Origin of the sequence: Arsukibacterium sp. MJ3, from assembly GCF_000987765.1 — a bacterium.
Taxonomy (GTDB): domain Bacteria; phylum Pseudomonadota; class Gammaproteobacteria; order Enterobacterales; family Alteromonadaceae; genus Alishewanella.
The window spans coordinates 17,404-38,069 of record NZ_LAHP01000016.1 but is presented as its reverse complement, the minus strand read 5'-3'; the positions used below and the strand labels follow the sequence as shown (position 1 = coordinate 38,069).

22 protein-coding genes are annotated in these 20,666 nt (G+C 48.0%); 15 read left to right on the top strand and 7 right to left on the bottom strand.

Features of this window, described 5'->3' with window-relative positions; all coding sequences use genetic code 11:
- Nucleotides 1-10: 10 nt before the first annotated feature.
- A complete protein-coding gene (locus VT06_RS12320; RefSeq protein WP_046554616.1) occupies nt 11-463 on the bottom strand; it encodes a DUF4124 domain-containing protein in 453 nt (150 codons plus the stop codon).
- Between the two features lie 119 nt (nt 464-582).
- On the bottom strand, nt 583-1,443 hold the full coding sequence (gene speE, locus VT06_RS12315) for a polyamine aminopropyltransferase (protein ID WP_046554615.1): 861 nt from the start codon (nt 1,441-1,443) through the stop codon (nt 583-585).
- A gap of 135 nt (nt 1,444-1,578) precedes the next feature.
- On the opposite strand from speE, the gene speA reads away from it, so the two are divergent.
- From speA to VT06_RS12300, 3 genes are all read left to right on the top strand, one after another.
- Nucleotides 1,579-3,465, top strand: a complete 1,887-nt coding sequence (gene speA / locus VT06_RS12310; protein WP_046554614.1) for a biosynthetic arginine decarboxylase — start codon at nt 1,579-1,581, stop codon at nt 3,463-3,465.
- Nucleotides 3,466-3,574: 109 nt separating this feature from the next.
- Nucleotides 3,575-4,468 carry an acyltransferase gene (locus VT06_RS12305; RefSeq protein ID WP_046554613.1) on the top strand — a complete coding sequence of 298 codons (894 nt, stop codon included), beginning with the start codon at nt 3,575-3,577 and terminating at the stop codon, nt 4,466-4,468.
- Entirely contained in the window at nt 4,468-5,397 is a 930-nt protein-coding gene (locus VT06_RS12300) for an acyltransferase (RefSeq protein ID WP_046554612.1), read from the top strand. Before VT06_RS12305 ends, VT06_RS12300 begins: the two co-directional genes overlap by 1 nt.
- 8 nt (nt 5,398-5,405) lie before the next feature.
- Here the strand turns inward: VT06_RS12300 and VT06_RS12295 are convergent, their stop codons facing one another.
- A complete protein-coding gene (locus VT06_RS12295; protein ID WP_046554611.1) occupies nt 5,406-6,641 on the bottom strand; it encodes a methyltransferase in 1,236 nt (411 codons plus the stop codon).
- On the bottom strand, nt 6,641-7,486 hold the full coding sequence (locus tag VT06_RS12290; protein WP_046554610.1) for a tetratricopeptide repeat protein: 846 nt from the start codon (nt 7,484-7,486) through the stop codon (nt 6,641-6,643). The genes VT06_RS12295 and VT06_RS12290 overlap by 1 nt, the downstream gene beginning before the upstream one ends.
- A 299-nt stretch (nt 7,487-7,785) precedes the next feature.
- Between VT06_RS12290 and VT06_RS12285 the strand changes: the two genes are divergently transcribed.
- The 9 genes from VT06_RS12285 (at nt 7,786) to VT06_RS12245 (ending at nt 15,592) form a co-directional block, all read left to right on the top strand.
- Nucleotides 7,786-9,525: an acetolactate synthase 3 large subunit gene (locus tag VT06_RS12285; RefSeq protein ID WP_046554609.1), complete on the top strand. Its 1,740-nt coding sequence runs from the start codon at nt 7,786-7,788 to the stop codon at nt 9,523-9,525.
- Nucleotide 9,526: 1 nt separating this feature from the next.
- On the top strand, nt 9,527-10,018 hold the full coding sequence (ilvN, locus tag VT06_RS12280; RefSeq protein WP_046554608.1) for an acetolactate synthase small subunit: 492 nt from the start codon (nt 9,527-9,529) through the stop codon (nt 10,016-10,018).
- Nucleotides 10,019-10,207: 189 nt separating this feature from the next.
- Complete coding sequence (locus VT06_RS12275; protein ID WP_046554607.1) at nt 10,208-10,531, top strand: hypothetical protein; 324 nt, start codon at nt 10,208-10,210, stop codon at nt 10,529-10,531.
- Between the two features lie 109 nt (nt 10,532-10,640).
- Nucleotides 10,641-10,964, top strand: coding sequence for a hypothetical protein (locus VT06_RS12270; RefSeq protein WP_046554606.1), 324 nt, complete (start codon nt 10,641-10,643; stop codon nt 10,962-10,964).
- Between the two features lie 2 nt (nt 10,965-10,966).
- Nucleotides 10,967-12,400, top strand: a complete 1,434-nt coding sequence (locus tag VT06_RS12265) for a TolC family protein (RefSeq protein WP_052750255.1) — start codon at nt 10,967-10,969, stop codon at nt 12,398-12,400.
- A gap of 9 nt (nt 12,401-12,409) precedes the next feature.
- On the top strand, nt 12,410-13,825 hold the full coding sequence (locus tag VT06_RS12260; protein ID WP_046554605.1) for a multicopper oxidase family protein: 1,416 nt from the start codon (nt 12,410-12,412) through the stop codon (nt 13,823-13,825).
- A 13-nt stretch (nt 13,826-13,838) separates the two neighbouring features.
- Complete coding sequence (locus VT06_RS12255; protein WP_052750254.1) at nt 13,839-14,213, top strand: copper-binding protein; 375 nt, start codon at nt 13,839-13,841, stop codon at nt 14,211-14,213.
- Nucleotides 14,210-14,644, top strand: coding sequence for a copper resistance protein CopC (locus VT06_RS12250; protein WP_052750253.1), 435 nt, complete (start codon nt 14,210-14,212; stop codon nt 14,642-14,644). Before VT06_RS12255 ends, VT06_RS12250 begins: the two co-directional genes overlap by 4 nt.
- An 84-nt stretch (nt 14,645-14,728) precedes the next feature.
- Nucleotides 14,729-15,592: a CopD family protein gene (locus VT06_RS12245; RefSeq protein WP_046554604.1), complete on the top strand. Its 864-nt coding sequence runs from the start codon at nt 14,729-14,731 to the stop codon at nt 15,590-15,592.
- A 148-nt stretch (nt 15,593-15,740) separates the two neighbouring features.
- Here VT06_RS12245 and VT06_RS12240 read toward each other — a convergent pair whose 3' ends face one another.
- The gene (locus VT06_RS12240; RefSeq protein ID WP_046554603.1) at nt 15,741-17,000 is read right to left on the bottom strand and encodes an NRAMP family divalent metal transporter; all 1,260 of its coding nucleotides are present in this window, start codon (nt 16,998-17,000) and stop codon (nt 15,741-15,743) included.
- A 67-nt stretch (nt 17,001-17,067) separates the two neighbouring features.
- On the opposite strand from VT06_RS12240, the gene VT06_RS12235 reads away from it, so the two are divergent.
- From VT06_RS12235 to VT06_RS12225, 3 genes are all read left to right on the top strand, one after another.
- Entirely contained in the window at nt 17,068-17,370 is a 303-nt protein-coding gene (locus VT06_RS12235; RefSeq protein ID WP_235357420.1) for a hypothetical protein, read from the top strand.
- Nucleotides 17,371-17,375: 5 nt separating this feature from the next.
- The gene (locus VT06_RS12230) at nt 17,376-17,624 is read left to right on the top strand and encodes a GNAT family N-acetyltransferase (protein WP_046554602.1); all 249 of its coding nucleotides are present in this window, start codon (nt 17,376-17,378) and stop codon (nt 17,622-17,624) included.
- Nucleotides 17,625-17,728: 104 nt separating this feature from the next.
- Nucleotides 17,729-19,657, top strand: a complete 1,929-nt coding sequence (locus tag VT06_RS12225) for a S9 family peptidase (RefSeq protein ID WP_046554601.1) — start codon at nt 17,729-17,731, stop codon at nt 19,655-19,657.
- Nucleotides 19,658-19,732: 75 nt separating this feature from the next.
- Here the strand turns inward: VT06_RS12225 and VT06_RS12220 are convergent, their stop codons facing one another.
- Nucleotides 19,733-20,395, bottom strand: coding sequence for a GGDEF domain-containing protein (locus VT06_RS12220; RefSeq protein ID WP_046554600.1), 663 nt, complete (start codon nt 20,393-20,395; stop codon nt 19,733-19,735).
- 21 nt (nt 20,396-20,416) lie between these two features.
- Nucleotides 20,417-20,563 (bottom strand): lmo0937 family membrane protein, encoded by a 147-nt coding sequence (locus tag VT06_RS18090; RefSeq protein ID WP_152659019.1) that lies wholly within the window; start codon nt 20,561-20,563, stop codon nt 20,417-20,419.
- Between the last annotated feature and the right edge of the window lie 103 nt (nt 20,564-20,666).

The following is a 20,666-nucleotide window of genomic DNA, read 5'->3' as shown; positions in this document are numbered from 1 at the left end:
AATTACACTATTAATTATTGGTATTAGCGTATTGACGCTCCAGAGTGACTACCTGCGCCTGCAGTCCACGCAAGGTAGCCCGTTCAGTACTAATTTGCTCAGCATAGCGTTGTTCAGCGCGGGCTATTTTCTGAGCCACTGCAGCAACTTCTTCTGTCCGGGGGAAACTACGTCTAAGCTTATATTGCTCAGATTTAAGCGCGTCGATAGCCAGTGTTTTTTCCTGCTCTAGCTTGGCTATTTTAAATTCGACAAAGCGACTTTTTCGTTTCACCGCATCAACCTGCTGCCGGAATTCACCAGGGGTACCAGATAAAGCCGTGCCTACAGGTCGCATATCCAGAGCCTCGGCATCCTTGGCACAGGAGAACTGACTAAATTCAACTACACCATTTGTTTCGCATTTATATACCGTTGCCTGTACTGAAAAAGCCAAAAAAAATAATAACGACACGTATCTCATAGTACTTCACCCTTGTTATGAGTAATAAATGTACAAAAAGCTTGCCAATTAGGCAAGCTTTGTTTCAAATTCATTTTAGCTTACCGCTAGCTGGCTTATCGGCTCTGGTTATTAATTTACTATGTTTCCAGGGCCTTTTTCATAAAGTTAGGCAAAGCACTGGCCGCTTTATGAATGTCGACGTTGTAATATTCCGTGCTAAAAGGCGCTTGCTGCGCATCAGCTTCGCGAAAACCATTAAATGCCGCGCCTTTGCGGGCTAAAGTGCAGGTCCACCAACCAGACGGGTAAACCATTTGCGGAAAATTAAGGGTTTGCAACGCAGCAAAGCCAGCATTACTCATTGCCTGGCGCATCGCCGATAATAACGGCATATGAATTAACGGCGACTCACTTTGTTGTACTAAAAAACCACCCGACCTTAACGCTTGCAAGCAACTGGCATAAAAAGCCTGGTTAAATAAACCTTCACCCGGGCCGATAGGATCGGTTGAATCAACAATAATAATATCAACCGACGCGGCTGGTGCATCGCGCATAAACTGAATACCATCGGCAAATTGCAACGTGGCCCGCGGATCATTATTAGAGGCACATAATTCCGGAAAGTATTTTTCTGCCATGCGGGTAACTTGCTCATCAATATCAATCTGAATAACGCTTTCTACCCCAGGGTGCTTTAATACTTCACGTAGGGTGCCGCAATCGCCACCACCAATAATTACCACATTTTTTGGGTTAGGATGGGTAAACAGTACCGGATGGCTAAGCATTTCATGGTACAAAAAGTTATCGCGGCTACTGAGCATAATCACGTCGTCAATAACCATTAAATTACCGAAATGGCTGGTTTCGTACATGGCTATTTTTTGGAATGGCGACTGAACCTCATCCAGTTTTTTAGTAATAGCCAACCCGAAAACACTACCGCTGTCGGCAAACACTTCGGTTAGCCACTTTTTGTCATCAAATACTGACATCTTTTTTCCCTTTAAACGTATAGGTGGCATATTTTGCCTGTATGAGCAGCAACAAACAAATTTTTATCGTTTTTTGCTGCAGCTTCCGGGCATAGGCTTTACACTATCTGACTAAAAACTTTTTAAGGAACCATAATGGCTGATTGGGGTATTGAAAAGGCGCGTTCAATTTATAACGTTGCCGTGTGGAGTGAAGGCTATTTTGATGTGAACCAGGAGGGCAATCTTATTGCCTACCCGGATCAAGATCACAGTAAAGCGGGGATAAGCTTTCCGGAGCTGACCCAGCGCTTTAAAGAAGAGGGCCTGACTTTACCCGTACTGGTGCGATTTACCGACATTTTACAGCACCGGGTCGATACTCTGATCACGTCTTTTCAAACGGCTAAAGCTGAAAAAGACTATCAGGGTCAGTACACTGCAGTTTACCCCATTAAGGTTAACCAGCAGTTTTCAGTAGTAAAACGCTTAATTAGCCACGAAAGTGGCAAAGTTGGCCTAGAAGCAGGCAGCAAACCAGAGCTGATGGCCATTTTAGGGGTCACTGAAAAACCGCTGCAAATTGTCTGTAATGGCTACAAAGACAGCGAATTTTTGCGCCTGGCCACCATTGGCCACATGATGGGCCACACGGTATACGTGGTGGTTGAAAAACTGTCTGAATTAAAAACGCTATTGCGGGAAATTGATAACCTGGGTGCCGCACCGCGCATTGGTATTCGCATTCGCTTAAACTCTGTTGGCAAAGGTAAATGGCAAAATACCGGCGGCGAAAAGGGTAAGTTTGGTTTAACCGCTACCCAGGTATTGCAAGCTATTGAAGTATTACGCAGCGCCGGCAAGCTCGACTTACTGCAGCTGGTGCATTTTCATATTGGTTCACAAATTGCCAATATCCGTGATATTCACAATGCTATTCGTGAATGTGCCCGCCACTATGCAGAACTGCGCACCTTAGGCGTGCCGATTACCACGGTAGACGTAGGTGGTGGCTTAGGGGTAGATTACGAGGGCTCAAAATCACGCTCGGCCTGTTCAATGAACTACACCATGATGGAATATGCCCGGAATGTGGTAAATGGCTTAAAAGAAGTGTGTGACGAATACAATTTACCGCATCCGGACATTATAACTGAGTCTGGCCGAGCCATGACGGCTCACCATGCGGTACTGGTAACCGATGCTATTGATATTGAGCGGGCACCAGGGCTGGTAAACTTACCCGAGCCCAGTGATGATGCCCCCACCGTTATATTAGGTTTATGGGAAGCGTATCAGAATGTTACGCCACGCTCAGCCGTGGAAGCGTATCATGATGCCATTCACTACTTTACCGACGCGCATGCCCAATATGTGCACGGCTTACTGACACTAAAAGACTGGTCATTACTGGAACAAATTTACTTTGCCACCATTAACAAAGTTCGGGCTAATTTAGATTTATCGGCGCGCTCGCACCGCGCTATTCATGATGAACTTAACGAGAAACTGGCAGACAAGTTATTCGTTAACTTCTCGTTATTTCAGTCAATGCCAGATGCCTGGGGTATTGACCAGCTTTTCCCGGTAATGCCGCTGGAGCGGATGCTGGAGCCACTGGATCATCGGGCTATTATTCAGGATATAACCTGCGACTCCGACGGCCAGTTAAAAAGCTATGCCGATGGAAATGGTATTGAATCAAGCCTGCCACTACCCATTTATAAAGAAGATGAACAGTACTTACTGGGCATGTTTATGGTGGGTGCCTATCAGGAAATTCTGGGCGACTTACATAACCTGTTTGGCGACACTGACTCGGTGCATGTCGAGCTGACTGAAGATGGCGGTTATAAGCTAACCAACATTATCAAAGGCGATACCGTGGCCGACGTGCTACGTTATGTGCAGTTTGATGCCATTAAGTTGCTGGCATCGTACACTAAACAGCTGGCTAAACTAGACATGAGTGATGCCCAAAAAGACGCCTTACTGGATGAACTTAAATCCGGTGTTTATGGTTATACCTACTTCGAAGATTAAGCTAGAATAGCATTTGATCGGACGTCAACAGAGCAGCCAATGGCTGCTCTGTTGGTCTTAAGCTTATTTCCTGTTGCCACAGCGGCAGCACTAAATAACCAGGTGCGCTATGTTATCATTTTTACCTAAGCCATTAATTGGCGTGTTGTCGGTGTTATTGTACTTTATCAATACCTTGTTCTGGTTTGTGCCAATAGTGTTGTTAGCGCTGCTAAAACTTCCCCCCATTACCCGCTGGCAAGCCTTTATTAGCCAATTACTTAACGCTTGTGCTGTGGCCTGGATTAGCCTGAATAATGTTACCACGGCGATATTCACCAACATTCATTGGAATGTTAATGGCTTAGAGCAACTGTCGCGTAAAGATTGGTATCTTATTTTAGCCAACCACCAGTCATGGGCCGACATTTTGGTATTGCAAAAAGTGTTTAACCGCAAAATTCCCTTTATTAAGTTTTTTCTGAAAAAAGAGCTGATTTACGTGCCTTTATTAGGCATTTGTTGGTGGGCGCTGGATTTTCCCTTTATGAAACGTTACAGCAAAAGCTTCTTAGCAAAACACCCCCATTTACAGGGTAAAGATATTGAAACCACCCGCAAAGCGTGTCGCAAGTTTCAATATAAACCCACCACCATTATGAATTTTGTGGAAGGCACCCGCTTCACTAAAGAAAAACATGATCTGCAACAATCTCCGTTTAACCGCTTATTAAAACCTAAAGCGGGCGGTGTAGCCTTTGTGTTGGCCGCGATGGGCAGTCAACTGCACAAAATGCTTGATGTTACTATTCACTATCCACAGGGTATTCCAACCTATTGGGATTATATTTCCGGTAAAGTTCGTGCTATAACGGTTAACATTAAGGTATTGCCAATAACAAGTGATGTAATGGGTGACTATAACGACCCTGAGCACCGGGAACGGTTTCAGCAGTGGGTTAATCAGTTATGGCGGCAAAAAGATCAGGAGTTAGCTGCATTAGCGCAAAAAGGAGTAGGCTGATGTTAAGTTTTTTACCGGGCTGGTTGCTGGTACCCTTCAGTTTTAGCGGCTTTGCGCTGAATTTAGCGTTTTGGGGCATCTTGGTGACGCCGTTAGGTATTCTTAAACTGCTGTTACCCTTTCACCCCGCTCAAAAATTACTGGCGATGGCAGGCCGTAGTTGTTTTCGTGGCTGGACTAATGTAAATACCGGCCTGATCAATCTGTTTAATGACGTTGAATGGCAAATATCTGGCGAAACCAGCCTAACTAGTGATAACTGGTACTTGTTGATTGCTAATCACCAGAGTTGGTTAGATATTCCGGTGGTCAGTAGTTTTGCACACCGGCTTATCCCGGAGCCTAAATTTTTCTTAAAAGACCAGCTGAAATGGGTGCCATTTTTAGGTAGTAGCTGCTGGGCCTTGGATATGCCGTTTATGAAACGCTATAACCCGGCAACCCTAACCAAGTACCCGCATCTTAAAGGTAAAGATATTGAAACGACCCGGCAGTCCTGCGCTAAATTTTTAACCGTGCCGACCACCATCATTAACTTTGTCGAAGGAAGTCGCTGTACTGAGCACAAAAAACAGGCAAAAAACAGTCCGTTTCAACACTTACTGCCGCCAAAAGCCGGTGGTATTGCCTTTACGCTGGCCAGTATGGGCGAGCAGTTTAATGCCATTTTAGACCTAACCTTAATTTATCCGGACAACCGGCAGCATGTAGCACTGGACATGTTAATGGGCCGTTTAAAACGGATTGTGATTCAGGCTGATATACTGGCAGTAGATGAGCAGGTGATGGGTGATTATTTTAACGATGCGCTGTTTCGGGAAGGTTTTCAGCAATGGTTAAACCAACGATGGCAAACTAAAGACCTGCAAATACAAGCGTTTTATCAGCAAGACCTACCGGCCAGTACCGAACAGCAAGTGGCGTGCTAGACACTTTTTTATATATGCTGTGATACCGCAGCGGGCTGTCGTACTGCCTGCAGCAACAAGTTGCGCGGTGTAACCTGGTAATCACAAAAAGCGCTTAATTGTACCTGATACCCCTGTTGTTCCAGATAAAGAGCACGATCCAGCACCAGCCATAATTCTAATGGCCGGCGAAATAAATGCCGTACCAATTCAATTCGCCGCACCAGTGCGGCATGCGTAGTGCCACGTTGTAAATAATATGGCCAATCGGGTTTCGCCGGCAGGCTTAGCTGATGCTCTGCCGCAGCCCAACAGGCAAAGTGAGCAAAATCGCCAGCAAACCAATGCTTTGCCACCGACGATAACGGCCGGTAGTTGCTATCGCCAGTCAATGCAGCACGCAGTGCCTGATAAGCCAAACGCCACTGCACTTCGGTATGTCGCAGTTTTTCAGTACGGGCACCGGCCGTTACCTGGCCTTGCACCGCCAATTTTAAATCATGCTGACTTAGCGCTAAATCGTGTTGTTGCCCCAAAGCTGATAACGGCTGATATTGCTCACTATCAATTAAATGATAACAACATGGCACCACATGCAATTGCTGACAGCCCACAGCTACCGCCTGCTGTAACAACTGAATATGCAGCTGGCCACAGGCATGCAATGCGACGACCTGCTGCTGCGCTGCCAGTTCTGCGCTACCCTGCGGGGTAAGTACATCGGCATGCACAAAACGTTGTGGAATATGAAACTGCGCGGCCAAATGGCGGCCAGCAACACATAACGGTTGTTGCCATTCGATACTGGTTACCGGCCGCTCAAACTGCCAGGACAACAAGCGGCCAAGGTGGCCTTTCCCAGCACACCATTCCAGCAGAGGCAGACTGGTTTGCGGTAACTGGCTGGCAAACGCGGTAATTTGCGCCACTTTTCGACCCGCAATACCATTGGTCAACCAAAATGGGACCGGCTTTAACATTCCGGCTGAGTCTGGCGGCGTTTTAGCCGTTGCCACATGGCGATAATTGGCCACACTATCTAAACCCGCAAACAGGTCGCCAAAATGGTGTTGCTGCAACGCCGGGCTCTGGTCAATAGCCGCAAGCTGCTCTTCTGGTATGCTTAGCAAACGTTGTTGTAATGCGGGGTTATGCCATGGTAGCTGCTGACAAGAAAAAGGCATTAACTGCCAGTAGTCCCGGTATTGTTGCAATAGCGCACTGCAGCGTATAAAGGCTTGCTGCAGTGTCGATACTTCAGCCACTAATACAACAAGCTGTAGAGCTTACGCCGATATTGACTGGCCACCACATCGCCTTTTGGTAGCGCCGCCAGAATATCTAAATACAGCTTTTTGCTGCCACCGTAATTTAAATCTTGCCGTAAAATACCCAGCAATAGCCCCAGCGCTTCTTCACTACGTTGCACCGCCTGATACTGCACCGCTAACTGCTCTTTAAGGCTGTTATCATCTGGCTTGGCAGCCAATTGCTGCTCCAGTGCCTGAATTTCCGGGGTATCAGCGGCTTCCAGGGCCAGTTCTAACTTAGCGGTTACTGCTTTAAAAACACTGTCCTGATCGGCTAGTTTTACGTCAGCTAACAAGGCCTGTGCCTGCGGCAATTGGCCAAGACTGACCGCGGTATCAGCCAGCCATACTTTTAGTTCAGCCCGCTCGGGGGCTAAATCGACCGCTTGTTTAAATAGCGTGTAGGCTTCTTTAGGGTTTTTTTCGGCCAGAAACTGCTGCGCGCGGGCAATCAGCTCATCTTCTGGTTTGGGTAAATACGGCTGTAACCTGGCCATAATGGCCTGCTCGGTTTCTACCCCGGCAAAACCATCTACCGGCCTGCCATCTTTAATCAGCATAACCGTAGGCAACGATTGCACCCCAAATTGCGTGGCTAAATCTTGCTGCTGATCGCAATCTACCCTGGCCAGTAACAGCTGCTGCGGATAGCGCTGCACTATCGCCATTAGAATAGGCGTTAACTGCTGACAGCCTTCGCTGCGAGCCGAATGAAACTGAAACACCACCAGCTGCTGTTTCGATTGTTCCAGCACCTCACGGGCATTTTCTACACTTACTTCAATAATGGGGCTTTGCATAACTAACCAGTCCTGTATTTTGCAGTATTGGCCATACTATGTGGCCAGGCTTGCTATTTTACAAGCGTCCAGCCGCTAGCGGCAAATCAGAAAAAACCATCGACATTCGTTATGACATCCCGTAAATTGATTACGCGTTCATATAATATGACTTCATAAGAAGCAACAACAAGAACGTCAGTTGCCAACCCGTCCACGTAGCAAACCGGCAGTGCCATTAGTGCACCGCAGTGTTAAACCAGTACTGAGCAATCAGCGTTGGTTCTATATTTTTGCTACATAAACGATGAGACGACACCATGACAAGCCAAACTAAACAAACCGAGATGCTATCGGGCGCCGCGATGATTATCAGAGCACTGGCCGATGAAGGGGTAGAGTATCTTTACGGCTACCCGGGTGGCGCTGTGCTACATATCTATGATGCCTTATTTCAACAAACCAAAGTAAAACATGTATTGGTGCGTCACGAGCAGGCGGCAACTCACATGGCCGACGCCTATGCCCGCGCCAGTGGTAAAGCCGGCGCCGTGCTGGTTACGTCGGGGCCGGGTGCCACCAATGCCGTTACGGGTATTGCCACCGCTTATATGGATTCCATTCCAATGGTGGTATTAACCGGCCAGGTAATGAGCCATTTAATTGGCGAAGATGCCTTTCAGGAAACCGATATGCTTGGCATTTCCCGGCCCATTTGTAAGCACAATATGTCGGTGCGCCGGCCAGAAGATATTCCGGCCATCATCAAAAAAGCCTTTTATATTGCCCAAAGTGGTCGCCCCGGGCCAGTGGTAATCGATATTCCAAAAGACATGACTATCCCCAGCCAAACCTTTCCCTACCACTACCCCAGCGAAGTGAAGCTGCGCTCGTATCAGCCAAAATTAAAAGGCCACAGTGGTCAGATTAAAAAAGCGGTTACGGCGCTGCTGGCAGCAAAACGGCCCATTTTATATGCTGGCGGTGGCGTTATTATGGGCGGTGCGTCAAAAGAGCTAACGGAACTGGCGCAGCTACTGAATTTACCGGTCACCAATACGCTGATGGGGTTGGGATGTTACCCTTCTGGCGATAAGCAATTTATTGGCATGTTGGGTATGCATGGCAGCTATGAAGCAAACCAAACCATGCATAACGCTGATTTAATTCTAGCAGTGGGTGCCCGCTTTGATGACCGGGTAACCAATAACACCAAAAAATTCTGCCCAGACGCCACTATTATTCATATTGATATTGACCCGGCCAGTATTTCTAAAACCGTTAATGCCCACATTCCAATAGTGGGCCTAGTGAAACCGGTGCTGGAAGACATGCTGGAGCTGTTGGCGCAGAAAAAGAAAAAACTGGACACTGCTGCCTTGAAAAAATGGTGGCAACAAATTGACGACTGGCGCGCATTGCACGGTGGCCGTTACGACAACGCAGCCCCGATGCTAAAACCACAGTATGTTATTGAACAGCTAAGTAAAATAACTAAAGGTAATGCCTATGTCTGCAGCGACGTAGGCCAGCACCAGATGTTTGCCGCGCAGTATTATGGTTTTAACAAACCCAACCGCTGGATTAACTCTGGCGGCCTCGGCACCATGGGCTTTGGTTTGCCGGCAGCCATGGGGGTCAAACTAAATTATCCCGACGAAGATGTCGTTTGTGTGACGGGTGAGGGTTCTATTCAAATGAATATTCAGGAACTCTCAACCTGCAAGCAATACGGCCTGGCGGTAAAAATTATTAACCTGAACAATGGCTATTTAGGCATGGTTAAACAATGGCAGGATATGAACTATGAGTCGCGCTATGCCAGCTCATATATGGATTCATTACCCGACTTTGTTAAATTAGCGGAAGCTTATGGCCATGTGGGTATTCGGGTAACCGAACCTGAACAGTTAATTCCGGCACTGGAGCGGGCGTTTGCCTTAAAAGATCAGCTGGTGTTCCTCGACATTCATATAGACCCGAAAGAACACGTGTACCCGATGCACATTCCTGGCGGTGCAATGAATGACATGTTCTTAAGCAAAACAGAGAGGACTTAACATGCGGCATATTATTTCTGTTCTGCTGGAGAATGAATCGGGCGCCTTAGCCAGGCTGGTCGGCTTATTTGCCCAACGTGGTTACAACATTGACTCGTTAACTGTGGCCCCCACCGAAGACGCCACCTTATCGCGCCTAACGCTGGTAACCCATGGTAACGACCAGGTCATTGAGCAAATTACTAAACAGCTGCATAAGCTGATTGAAGTGGTAAAACTGACTGACTTAAACGAGTCACCACATCTGGAGCGCGAGTTAATGCTGGTAAAAGTAAAAGCCAGCGGCGCGGCGCGCGATGAAGTAAAACGCTGTGCCGATATTTTTCGCGGCCAAATTATCGACGTTACCACCAGCACCTACACCGTGCAATTGGTGGGCACCAGCGACAAACTAGACGCCTTTATTCAGGCGCTAAGCACCACCATAATTTTAGAGGTGGTCCGCAGCGGCGTGTCGGGTATTGCCCGTGGGGAAAAAACACTGGCGTTGTAGCTCACTTCATTTAGTAAGGGCTGGAACTTCATTCCAGCCCTGTTCAATACCACAAACGAATTTGAACTTTTAAGTAATAACGCCTATCCTATAGACAATACAATCGTTGGATAACACATGCGCTGCAACAATTGGTTCATTATGGCACTATGCTTTCTGTTTCTCTTAAAGGGAACAGGGGCGTACGCCATGGTACATTGCCAAGGACAACAACAGCATATCAACCCAACACTCTCCGTTTCTAACTCTGCAGCTGATCTAACGTCACACGCCCAGCATCAGCATGTTGCAAAAAACTCATTAGATAGCACTGCAGCTAGTCACGCGCATGAAAGTGCCGCCAATGCTGAGCCCTGCGAAGCATGCGACCATTGTTGTTCGATACATTGCGCGCCTTTGCCGGCACTATTTACTGTGGCGCAAGCCCATTATCATGATAAAGCCTTGCAGTTTGCCTACTTCCCTACCGCTGGTGTGGTTATACCCCAAGAACGACCACCAAAGTCTGCTTAATCCTCTAAAACGTCCCTTTTAGGTAACGAAACTACTCGAGCCAGTGTCTGAACACTGCCGCTTGTCTATTATGTATACATTTTCCTGTAAATTAATTAAGGATATTGTTATGTTCAGCCGTAAAATCCTAACCGTGCTGGCAGGTGCCGGATGTTCAATCATCAGCATTTTGTTTGCCCATACGCTGTCAGCAACTGAGCTGACACTACCCGCATCACTGCAACAAAACGCTGCAATGCTGGCGCCACCTTATATGTCGGTTACTACACCACAAGCGACCATTCCTGCCCTGGGTAACTGGGCTGAAGTAAACCAGCGGGTACACCAGATTGGCGGCTGGATGTTTTATGCCACTGAAGGCAGCGGCCAGCATGAGCAGCATAGGCAGCACCAGATGTCTGAACCTAAAGCCAATAAGCATGAGGGGCATTGATTATGGCCATGCCCAAACAGCAGTGTAGCAAAACGTCATTTACGGCAATGGCTAAGCTTGTTACGCTAGCAACAGTAATGGTCAGCCTGACAGCATGTGCGATTAATCCGGGTAACCCGATAAGTGCAGTACAGGCTGATATTGCGGCCATCAATCCGACACCACTGCAACGTATTGACAGCGATGAGCAGCAGCAACAAATACAGCAACGGGTGCAGCAGTTATTACTGACGCCGTTAACCTTAGATACCGCAGTAGAAATAACCGTTCTTAACAGTAAAACGTTGCAAGCTGAGTTATTTGCGCTGGGCGTATCGGCTACGCAACTGCAACAGGCATCGCAACTACCAAACCCGGCCATTATGCTAACCCGCAGTGTGTCTGATGGTGATTATGCAACAGAGCTGGAGTTTGGCTTTAACATTCTGGCCTTGCTTACCTTGCCCAAAATACGGCAGTTAGCAACAAACCGCTTTGAGCAGGCCCGCTTAGCCACCGCGCAACGTATTGCCAGCATGATTGCCGACACCCGACACGCCTATTGGAACGCCGTAGCGGCGCAGGAGGTACTGCGTTACATCGAGCAGGTGCATACCACCACGGCAGCCGGTGCTGAATTGGCAACACGTATGCTGCAGGCAGGTAACTTTAATAAACTAGACTATTTACGTGAACAAAGCCTGTTAACGGATGCTACCCTTAACTTAGTGAAAGCACGGCAGGCAGCCTATAGCAGTAAAGAGACTCTGCAAAGCCAGTTGGGCTTGTGGCAGCAGTCAGAGCAGTTAATTTTACCAGAGCGCTTACCCGACATGCCAACTCAGATAGCACAGTGGCAAAGTGTTGCACAAGATGGGCTAGACCAGCGACTGGATGTCAGGCTGGCAACATTACAGCTGGCGTTTATTGCCAATAGCGCAGGCCTGACTAAAGCCACCCGCTTTATTAATGCCTTTGAATTAGAAGTTGGCGGTAATCTGCAAGACCGTTCAGAGCGAAGCTATAAAGCCGTATTAGAGTTGCCACTTTTCGATTGGGGCTCGTATCGGGTGAAAAAAGCAGAGTATCAGTATAAACAAGCATTTAACCACGCTTTTGCTACTGGTATTAGCGCCCGCTCAGCATTAAGACAAAGCTATTATCAGTACAGCGCCATGCATGAAATAGCGCAACATTACAAAAACGCCATGTTGCCAATTCAACAGCAAATTGCCGAAGAAAATCAATTGCGCTACAACGGTATGTTTATCAGCGTGTTTGAGCTTATTGCCGACGCCCGCAACCAAATTAATGCAGTAACCGGTTATGTTAATGCTAACCGGGATTTTTGGCTGGCTAAATCGCAATTAGATTTAGTGATGATTGGGGTACCGGTCACGATAAACAGCAGCACCGAATTGCCGTCTGTTAGTAGCGCTGCTGGCGCCGAACATTAAGGAGTTATTATGTTTTCACGTCGTGAGTTACTAAAAAGCATCGGGGCAATTACCGCAGGTGTTGGCGTCGCGTCGGTCAGTAGAGCGGCACTGGCGGGTATTCCAGAAGTGGTGAGCCAAAGCTCGGCAGACACTATGACACCCTCGTTGCCCACCTCAGGCCGACCCTACAACCCAGTTGTCACGCTAAATGGCTGGACCTTGCCCTGGCGCATGAATAATGGCGTTAAAGAATTCCATTTGGTGGCGGAGCCGGTAATCAGGGAAATAGCGCCAGGCATGAAGGCGCATTTATGGGGCTATAACGGTCAGTCACCGGGACCCACTATTGAGGTGGTGGAAGGGGACAGAGTAAGAATTTTTGTCACCAATAAACTGCCAGAACATACCTCTATTCACTGGCATGGGCAACGTTTGCCCAATGGCATGGATGGCGTGTCAGGCTTAAACCAGCCGGCTATCCCGGTAGGTAAAACCTACGTTTACGAGTTTGTTGCCAGGCGTCCCGGCACCTTTATGTATCACCCTCATGCCGATGAGATGGTGCAAATGGCCATGGGCATGATGGGCTTTTGGGTAACGCATCCAAAAGACGCTCACCCGTATATTGAAGAAGTAGACCGCGATTTTGTGTTTTTGCTTAATGCCTATGATATAGCGCCAGGCGCCTACACACCAAAAATCATGACGATGCTGGATTTTAACCTGTGGACCTGGAATAGCCGGGCCTTTCCGGGAATTGACCCTTTGGTGGTGCGTAAAAACGACAAGGTGCGGATCCGCATTGGTAACCTGACCATGACTAACCACCCCATCCACATTCATGGCCATGAGTTTACAGTTACCGGTACTGACGGCGGCCCCACACCACCGGGCAGTCGCTGGCCAGAAGTCACCACCGACATTGCGGTAGGCCAAATGCGCCAAATTGAATTTGTGGCGGATGAATTAGGTGACTGGGCATTCCACTGTCACAAGTCGCACCATACCATGAATGCAATGGGCCATGATGTGCCAACCATGATAGGTGTTGACCATAGTGGCATGACTAAAAAAATCCAGACCCTGGTGCCTGATTATATGGTAATGGGCGAGCGTGGCATGGCCGATATGACCGAAATGACCATGCCACTTCCAGACAATACCTTACCAATGATGACCGGCGACGGCCCCTTTGGCTCGGTGGAAATGGGCGGTATGTTCAGTGTTATTAAAGTTAGAGAAGATCAGGCGCCGAATGATTATGCTGATCCGGGTTGGTTTAAACACCCGGAAGGCACAGTCGCCAGCGAGTGGAACGGCGATATAACTGCGCCAAAACGCTCGGCAGAGCATGGCGGCCAGCTTATGTCAGTAGAGCAACCAGCGGCAAAAGAGCTGGAAGTAACAGTACGTAAACCTCAAGGCCATAATGGGCATAACTAACAACAGGTGAATGATGAAATTATTAACTGTAAGTATTACTGTGTTATTCGCGGCATTAGCATCGTGTGCAACCTTGGCACAGCAAGCTCATGCTGAACATCACCAGAACGCCGAAACGCTACCTGCGGCTGCGGCGGAAGATATGACCGTAGCCACGGTACGTAAGATAGACGTTGAATACGGCAAAATCACCCTGAAACATGAAGCAATAAAAAGCCTGGCAATGCCCGGCATGACAATGGTGTTTCAAATTGACGATAAAACCTTGTTCGAGGGCTTAGCACCAGGTGATAACGTGCAATTCCAAGTTAAGAAGATAGGCACAAAGCTAGTGGTAACCGCCATTGAAAAAACAGCGCCCAGCGCACATGAAGGAGAACAAAAATGAGCGTTATTACACGTTTCCCCCTTGTAAATAGCAACGCCGTTTATTCTGCTGCGCTGCTCGCTTTAGCGGCGCTACTGACGTTAGTTACGCCAACCCAAGTCTGGGCTCACACCAGTTTAACCGCCTCTGCACCAGCAAATGGTCAGACGGTTACTGCAGTGAACCAGCTAAACCTGGAGTTTGGCGCGCCGCTACGTTTAATGAGCGTGAGTTTAAAAGATGATGCAGGACAGGATGTTGCGCTGAACTTTAAACGCAGTAACACGGCTAAAGCCCGTTTTGTCGTGCCAACTAACGCCCCATTAGCCGCGGCGTCATATCAGGTTTTTTGGATGGGCATGGGTGACGATGGCCATAAAATTGAAGGCAACTTTAGTTTTATTGTTAACCCCACTGCAGTTGCCGTAACCACAGCACCTACAACTGAGTAACGATAATTGGCAGGTTAGCCATATTCATTGGTCAAAATAGTACACTGAGTACTGCAGGGTTCAGCCCTGTTAGAGGAATTACTTGTGGATGTATTTAACCTTGGCAGCTGGCTGGCAAAAGTGCTGCTGTACCTTGCCAGCGCAGGCGTAATAGGTGGCTATTATATTACCCTGCTTAGCAAACAGGATAACGCGGTAATGGCTTGGTTGCGTTATTACGGTTTGGCGGCGGCGCTGCTGGGGCTATGCAGCGTAATGCTGGCATTTATGCTGCAATTACTACAATTCAGTGGCCAGGGCTGGGCCAGTTTCGCTGATTGGGAGCTTTACGGTATGCTATTGGCGGGCAATATGGGCCTCAGTTGGGGCTTGGCATTTTGCGGTTTTTTCCTTTTTGCCATTAGCCACGTTGTTATCTGGCGCCAACCGCTGCTGCGCATGGTTGCGCCTGTTGCCTGCCTCAGCATTGTTTTAGCCTATACCTTTAATGGTCATTTAGTTCATAGCCCATGGTATGGGCAGTTAGCACTGTTGCTTCATCTTATCGCAGTATCGCTCTGGATGGGTTCACTGCTGCCATTGTGGCAAATAAGCCGAATTGCCACACCAGCGCTAACTGCCCGACTGATGCAGCAGTTTGGCGTGCTGGCACTGTTTTTTGTTGGCTTATTATTGTTAGCGGGCGGCCTGATGCTATTGCTATTGCTCGAAGATTTGCGCCAGCTGTGGCAAACCGCGTATGGCCAAACGTTGTTGGTTAAGTTTAGCCTGGTGCTGCTACTGCTGGGACTGGGTGCCATCAATAAATTGCTGCTAGTACCACAACTGCCAAAGCCGCTGGCCTTGCAACGCCTACGGGCAGTTATAAGTATTGAAATAGTTACCGGCCTGCTTGTGCTAGGTGTTACTGCATGGGCAACGGTAGTGATAGGGTTGGATAGATCCTGACTTTAGAAAAAATAATTTGGAAGACGCCATCGCTCATCAGATTAATATCCTACGCCAGTTAGATGATTGTTATATTGAAAACGGTTGGTGGCGGCGTGTCGGGTATTGCCTGCAGTGAAAAGCGCTGGCGTTGTAAGCCGATTTTAGTCTATGACAACAAGCCACTAAACCAGGCCAGAAACAGCAATGCAAAGCCGCTAAGATAAACTAGGCCAACCCAGCTTAGCCATTGCAGCGGCCAGCTTAATGCTATGGCGCCGTTACCGCGCATTAAACTGAAATTTAGCCAGGCAAATACTGGCGTGGTTAAAAAGGCCAGCGTCATGGCAAAAGTGAGTAAGGGGCCAAGCGCCGAGCTAAAAAATAAAATAAGTGCCATACCACTGGCTGCCTGCGCTAACAGCCAGAGACTTAGGCTACGGCGATTGGTTGGCTGTTGCCAGCCTACTAAAATAAACGACTCATTCAGGGTGCGGGCATAGCCATCTAATACGGTAATGGTGGTGCCAAACATGCATAAAAAAGCAATAAGTGCCACCAACGGCCGCGACCAGTCGCCAATAGTGCTGACATACATATTCATTAGTTGCTGGGCAAAAGCACTGCCGGCCAGCGCAATCGGTTGCTCACTACCGTATTGCACCAAAGCACCTAACGATAAAAATACTAAGGCCAGCGTCGCGGTCAGCCAGTAACCCAGGTTAAAATCGAACAGCCCCTGCGCGCGGGTAATGTGGGTATGGCGCTGCTTGGCTTTTAACCATAACGAGCTGATGGCTGAAATTTCAATAGGCGCCGGCATCCAGCCCATTAACGCCACTAAAAAACCTAACCCCGCCAGAGTCCAGGGCGTGGGGCCAATATAGTCAGCCGGTGCCTGCGCACCATTTTGCCAGGCAATAGCCACTGCAACTACAGTCGTTATGGTCAGCAGCAGCATAATCAGCTTGGATACCGTATCCAGCGCTCGGTAATGGCCGAGCAGTAAAATCAGCAAGCACACCGCCAGAATAAGCCAACACAACAAGGTGATTGATACCGTCCCCGGCAGCGCATACTGTAACAGGCTGGCGGTGAGCAATAGCACCCCGGCGGTATTGACTACTGCAGCAATAATAGTTAAGCCAATAAAGCTATAAAAGTAAGCCTTACCCTTGCGCTGATAGCCCTGCAACAAACTTTCATTATGCTGCAATGTATACTGCACACCAAAGCGGAAAAACGGATATTTTAGTATATTAACTAGCAATATCAGCCAGATAAGTTGCCAGCCAAATAAGGCCCCTGCCTGAGTGGACGCCACCAGGTGCGAGCCACCAATGGCAGCGGTAGCCATTAACATTCCCGGGCCCAGGGCCTGAATGCGGCCGCGCCAACCTTTATTTAAACCTTGTTGCTGAGCTTGCATAGTCTACACTGCTTATTGTTATTTATTGTTATTTATTGTTGGCTAGCTTAGCCTAAGCACCTTAATCATGCAGCAACAGCGTTACTGCGCCGAGCAAAAAGGTAACACCATGCAAGATGAACAACTTGACCAGGCCATGCTATTTGAAGTGGTAGAAAACCAGTTAGCCGACAACTACCCGACTGACGTTAAAGCCACATTAATGCGGCTACGGATGACCGGCAGCAGCTATGATGATGCCATTGCCCTAATAGCCTGCGCATTGGCGCCGGAAATGGTTGACGTGATAGAGCATCAGCAAAGCTTTAATTTAGCCCGCTATACCAGCCACTTAAATTTATTGCCACAAACCCCCTGGTTAGAGGAGTAATAATAATGGCAGCAGAGGAGATTATTCATCAAGCCTGGCGGCAGCGTTTTGTGCTGGCAAATGATGGCGAGCAAGCCCAGCTAGATTATCAACTGGCGGGCAGCACCATTAATTTCACCAACACCTTTGTACCACCCGAACTGCGTGGTAAGGGGTTAGCTGAAAAGCTGGTGCGCCACGGTCTGGCGTGGGCTAAACAGCAGAATTTAACTATTTATGCCAGTTGCTGGTATGTAAAAAAGTTTTTAGGCTAGCAATAACCGGTTACCGCAGCAGCGAAAACACCAAAAAAGAGTGGATAACCCATCACAGGTAAGGCAGTCGTGATGACAGATATTGATTAAAAGAGGGAACGACTATGTTATCACGCCGCATAAGCACTGTAGCGTTACTGCTAAGTGCTGCATTTTTACTTAGTGCTTGTAATAAAGCCACCGATCCAGCTGTCAGTGCTAACCTGAGTAGCAATGCCAGTCGCGCTAGTAGTAGCATTGCTCAGTACAGTGCTGAACAATTCTTTGCCACCAAAAGCTATATGGGCAATGACATTAACCATGATGCCAGCGCGTTGCTGGTAGCATCTGATGAAAGTGGCGTGTTTAACCTGTACCGTGTTAGCCTTGACGGTAAAGACTGGCAACCGTTAACACAGTCGACTACTGATCCGGCGTTTCCAATTAGTTGGTTTCCCAATGATAACCGCTTACTCTATACCGCGGATCAAGGCGGCAATGAGCTAAACCACGTTTATCTGCGCGAAACCGACGGTAGCGTGCGCGACCTTACCCCCGGCGACAAGCTGAAAGCCTATTTTGCTGGTTGGCACGATGACGGCAGTTTTTTTATTGCCAGCAATGAGCGTGATGCCCGTTTCTTTGACTTGTATCGCTATAATGCAACCGACTACAGCCGTAAGTTGGTGTATGAAAACAACGATGGTTATGGCATAGATGCCGTAAGTAAAGATGGCCGTTACCTGGCGCTAAGCAAAGAGCGCACTAATGCCGATAATAACCTGTTTTTGCATACGCTAGGCAGCAGTACTGACCCACAATTAATTACCGAACATCAGGGCAATATTTCCCACCAGGTATACGGCTTTACGCCGGATAGCAGTGCGCTGTTGTTTGGTGCCAATGGCAGCAGTGAATTTGTTGCCGCCTATAGTTACAACTTGCAAAACGCCAGCACGGTGCCTTATAGCCAGGCCGACTGGGATATCAGCTTTATTTACTTTAGCGATGACAAACAGTACCAGGTGCAGGGCGTGAATGCCGACGCGTCTACCGTGATCAGTATTACCAACCTTAAAAACGGTAACGCGCTGCAACTACCCGAACTACCTGCCGGTGACTTACGTGGCGTAACCTTTTCTGATGATAGTAACTACCTGAGTTTTTACTTAAATGCCGATAATAGCCCGTCTAATTTATATGTCTGGCAAGTAGGTAGCCCAGAAGTCACACGACTCACTCAAGCACTCGACAGCAGCATTAACGAGCAACATCTGGTACAAAGTGAGGTAATTCGTTTTAACAGCTTTGACGACCTAACGATTCCAGCCCTACTGTATAAGCCGCATCAGGCTAACCCTAACGCTAAGGTACCGGCACTAATTTGGATCCACGGTGGCCCCGGTGGGCAGTCCCGCACTGGCTACAGCCCGATGATCCAACATTTGTTGAATCATGGCTATGCCATTTTGTCGGTCAATAACCGTGGCTCATCTGGCTATGGTAAAACCTTTTATCACCTGGATGACCTGCGCCACGGTGAGGATGATTTACAGGACATTGTTTACGGTAAAAAATATCTGCAGCAACTGGACTGGGTAGCAACCGACCGCATTGGCGTGATCGGCGGCAGTTACGGCGGCTACCTGACTATGGCCGCCATGGCCTTTACCGATGAGTTTAAGGTAGGTATCAATATTTTTGGAGTAACTAACTGGGTACGCACCCTGGAAAGTATTCCACCGTGGTGGGAAGCGTATCGTGAATCGCTGTATGCTGAACTGGGTGATCCGGCAGTAGATGGCGATCGACTGCGCCGCATTTCACCGGTATTTCATGGTGACAAAGTAAAAAAACCGGTACTGGTGGTGCAAGGTGCTAACGACCCAAGGGTTTTGCAGGTAGAAAGCGATGAAATGGTCGCCGCCATTCGAGCCAACGGCGTACCAGTAGAGTATGTGCTGTTCCCAGATGAAGGCCACGGCTTCTTGAAAAAAGCTAACCGCATTACTGCGCAGCAGACATACCTGACATTTTTACAGCAACATTTATAATGAACCAAGAGGGGGCCTAAAGCCCCCTATTATCAAACAGAGCAAGTAACTTACTGTTAAAACGCAACCAACAGATTAACGTAATAAAGAAAACTGATTACCGCCACGACTTTGGGCGTGTAACATGGCAGCTGCCGCCCTTTCCATTAATAACTCTGCGTCAATACCGTCTTCAGGACAACGGCTAATGCCAATACTGGCCGACAACTCCAGTGGTGGCTGACACAAGCCATTTGGCAATGCCAGCTTTTGCATCAATTTTTCGGCTACCAGTACCGCATCATAAATGCGTGAGACGTCGGTTATCAGTAGTAAAAACTTGTCGTCGGCCTGCTGGCTAATTACATCGCACTCACGCACGGCCTCAGCCAAACGAGTCATGGCCAGCTCGCTAACCTGCTTAGCGGTCGTCGCGCCATAATTAACATATATTTCCTGGTAATTATCTAATTGCACAGACAGCGTAGCAAAGCCACTGCCCTGGCGCTGCACCTGCTTAATCATAAACTGAATACGCTGTTGCATTTGCAGCTGGTCTGTTGTGTCGCTAGGGTTACCCAACTGCAAGCTTTGCCTGAGTGCCAACAATTCGCCCAGCGTATGCTCGGTTACTTTTTCCGCCTGCTGCAGTGCTTGCTGTAATTCAGCATAGCTGCGCCTGGGCGTTAACAAAATTTTATGGCGCAAAATCGGCCAAACACCATAAATATGATTAATAGTATTGGGTTTGCTTTGCATACTGTCTCCGACCAGCTGACATCAGATCCTGCGACCACGAAGAAGCCTTATCGCCACCATCACCAATGCCACAACCAACAAAATATGAATAAACCCACCCATGGTGTAAGAAGACACCAGGCCGAGCGCCCAAAGAATAATCAGCAATACAATTATTGTTTCTAACATTGCGTTCTACCTATTAACGATTTATGGGCTATAACTATGCAACAGTACTGCCAGAGTTGTATGTACGGTATGCAACATAACGCAATTAATATAACTATAGTCG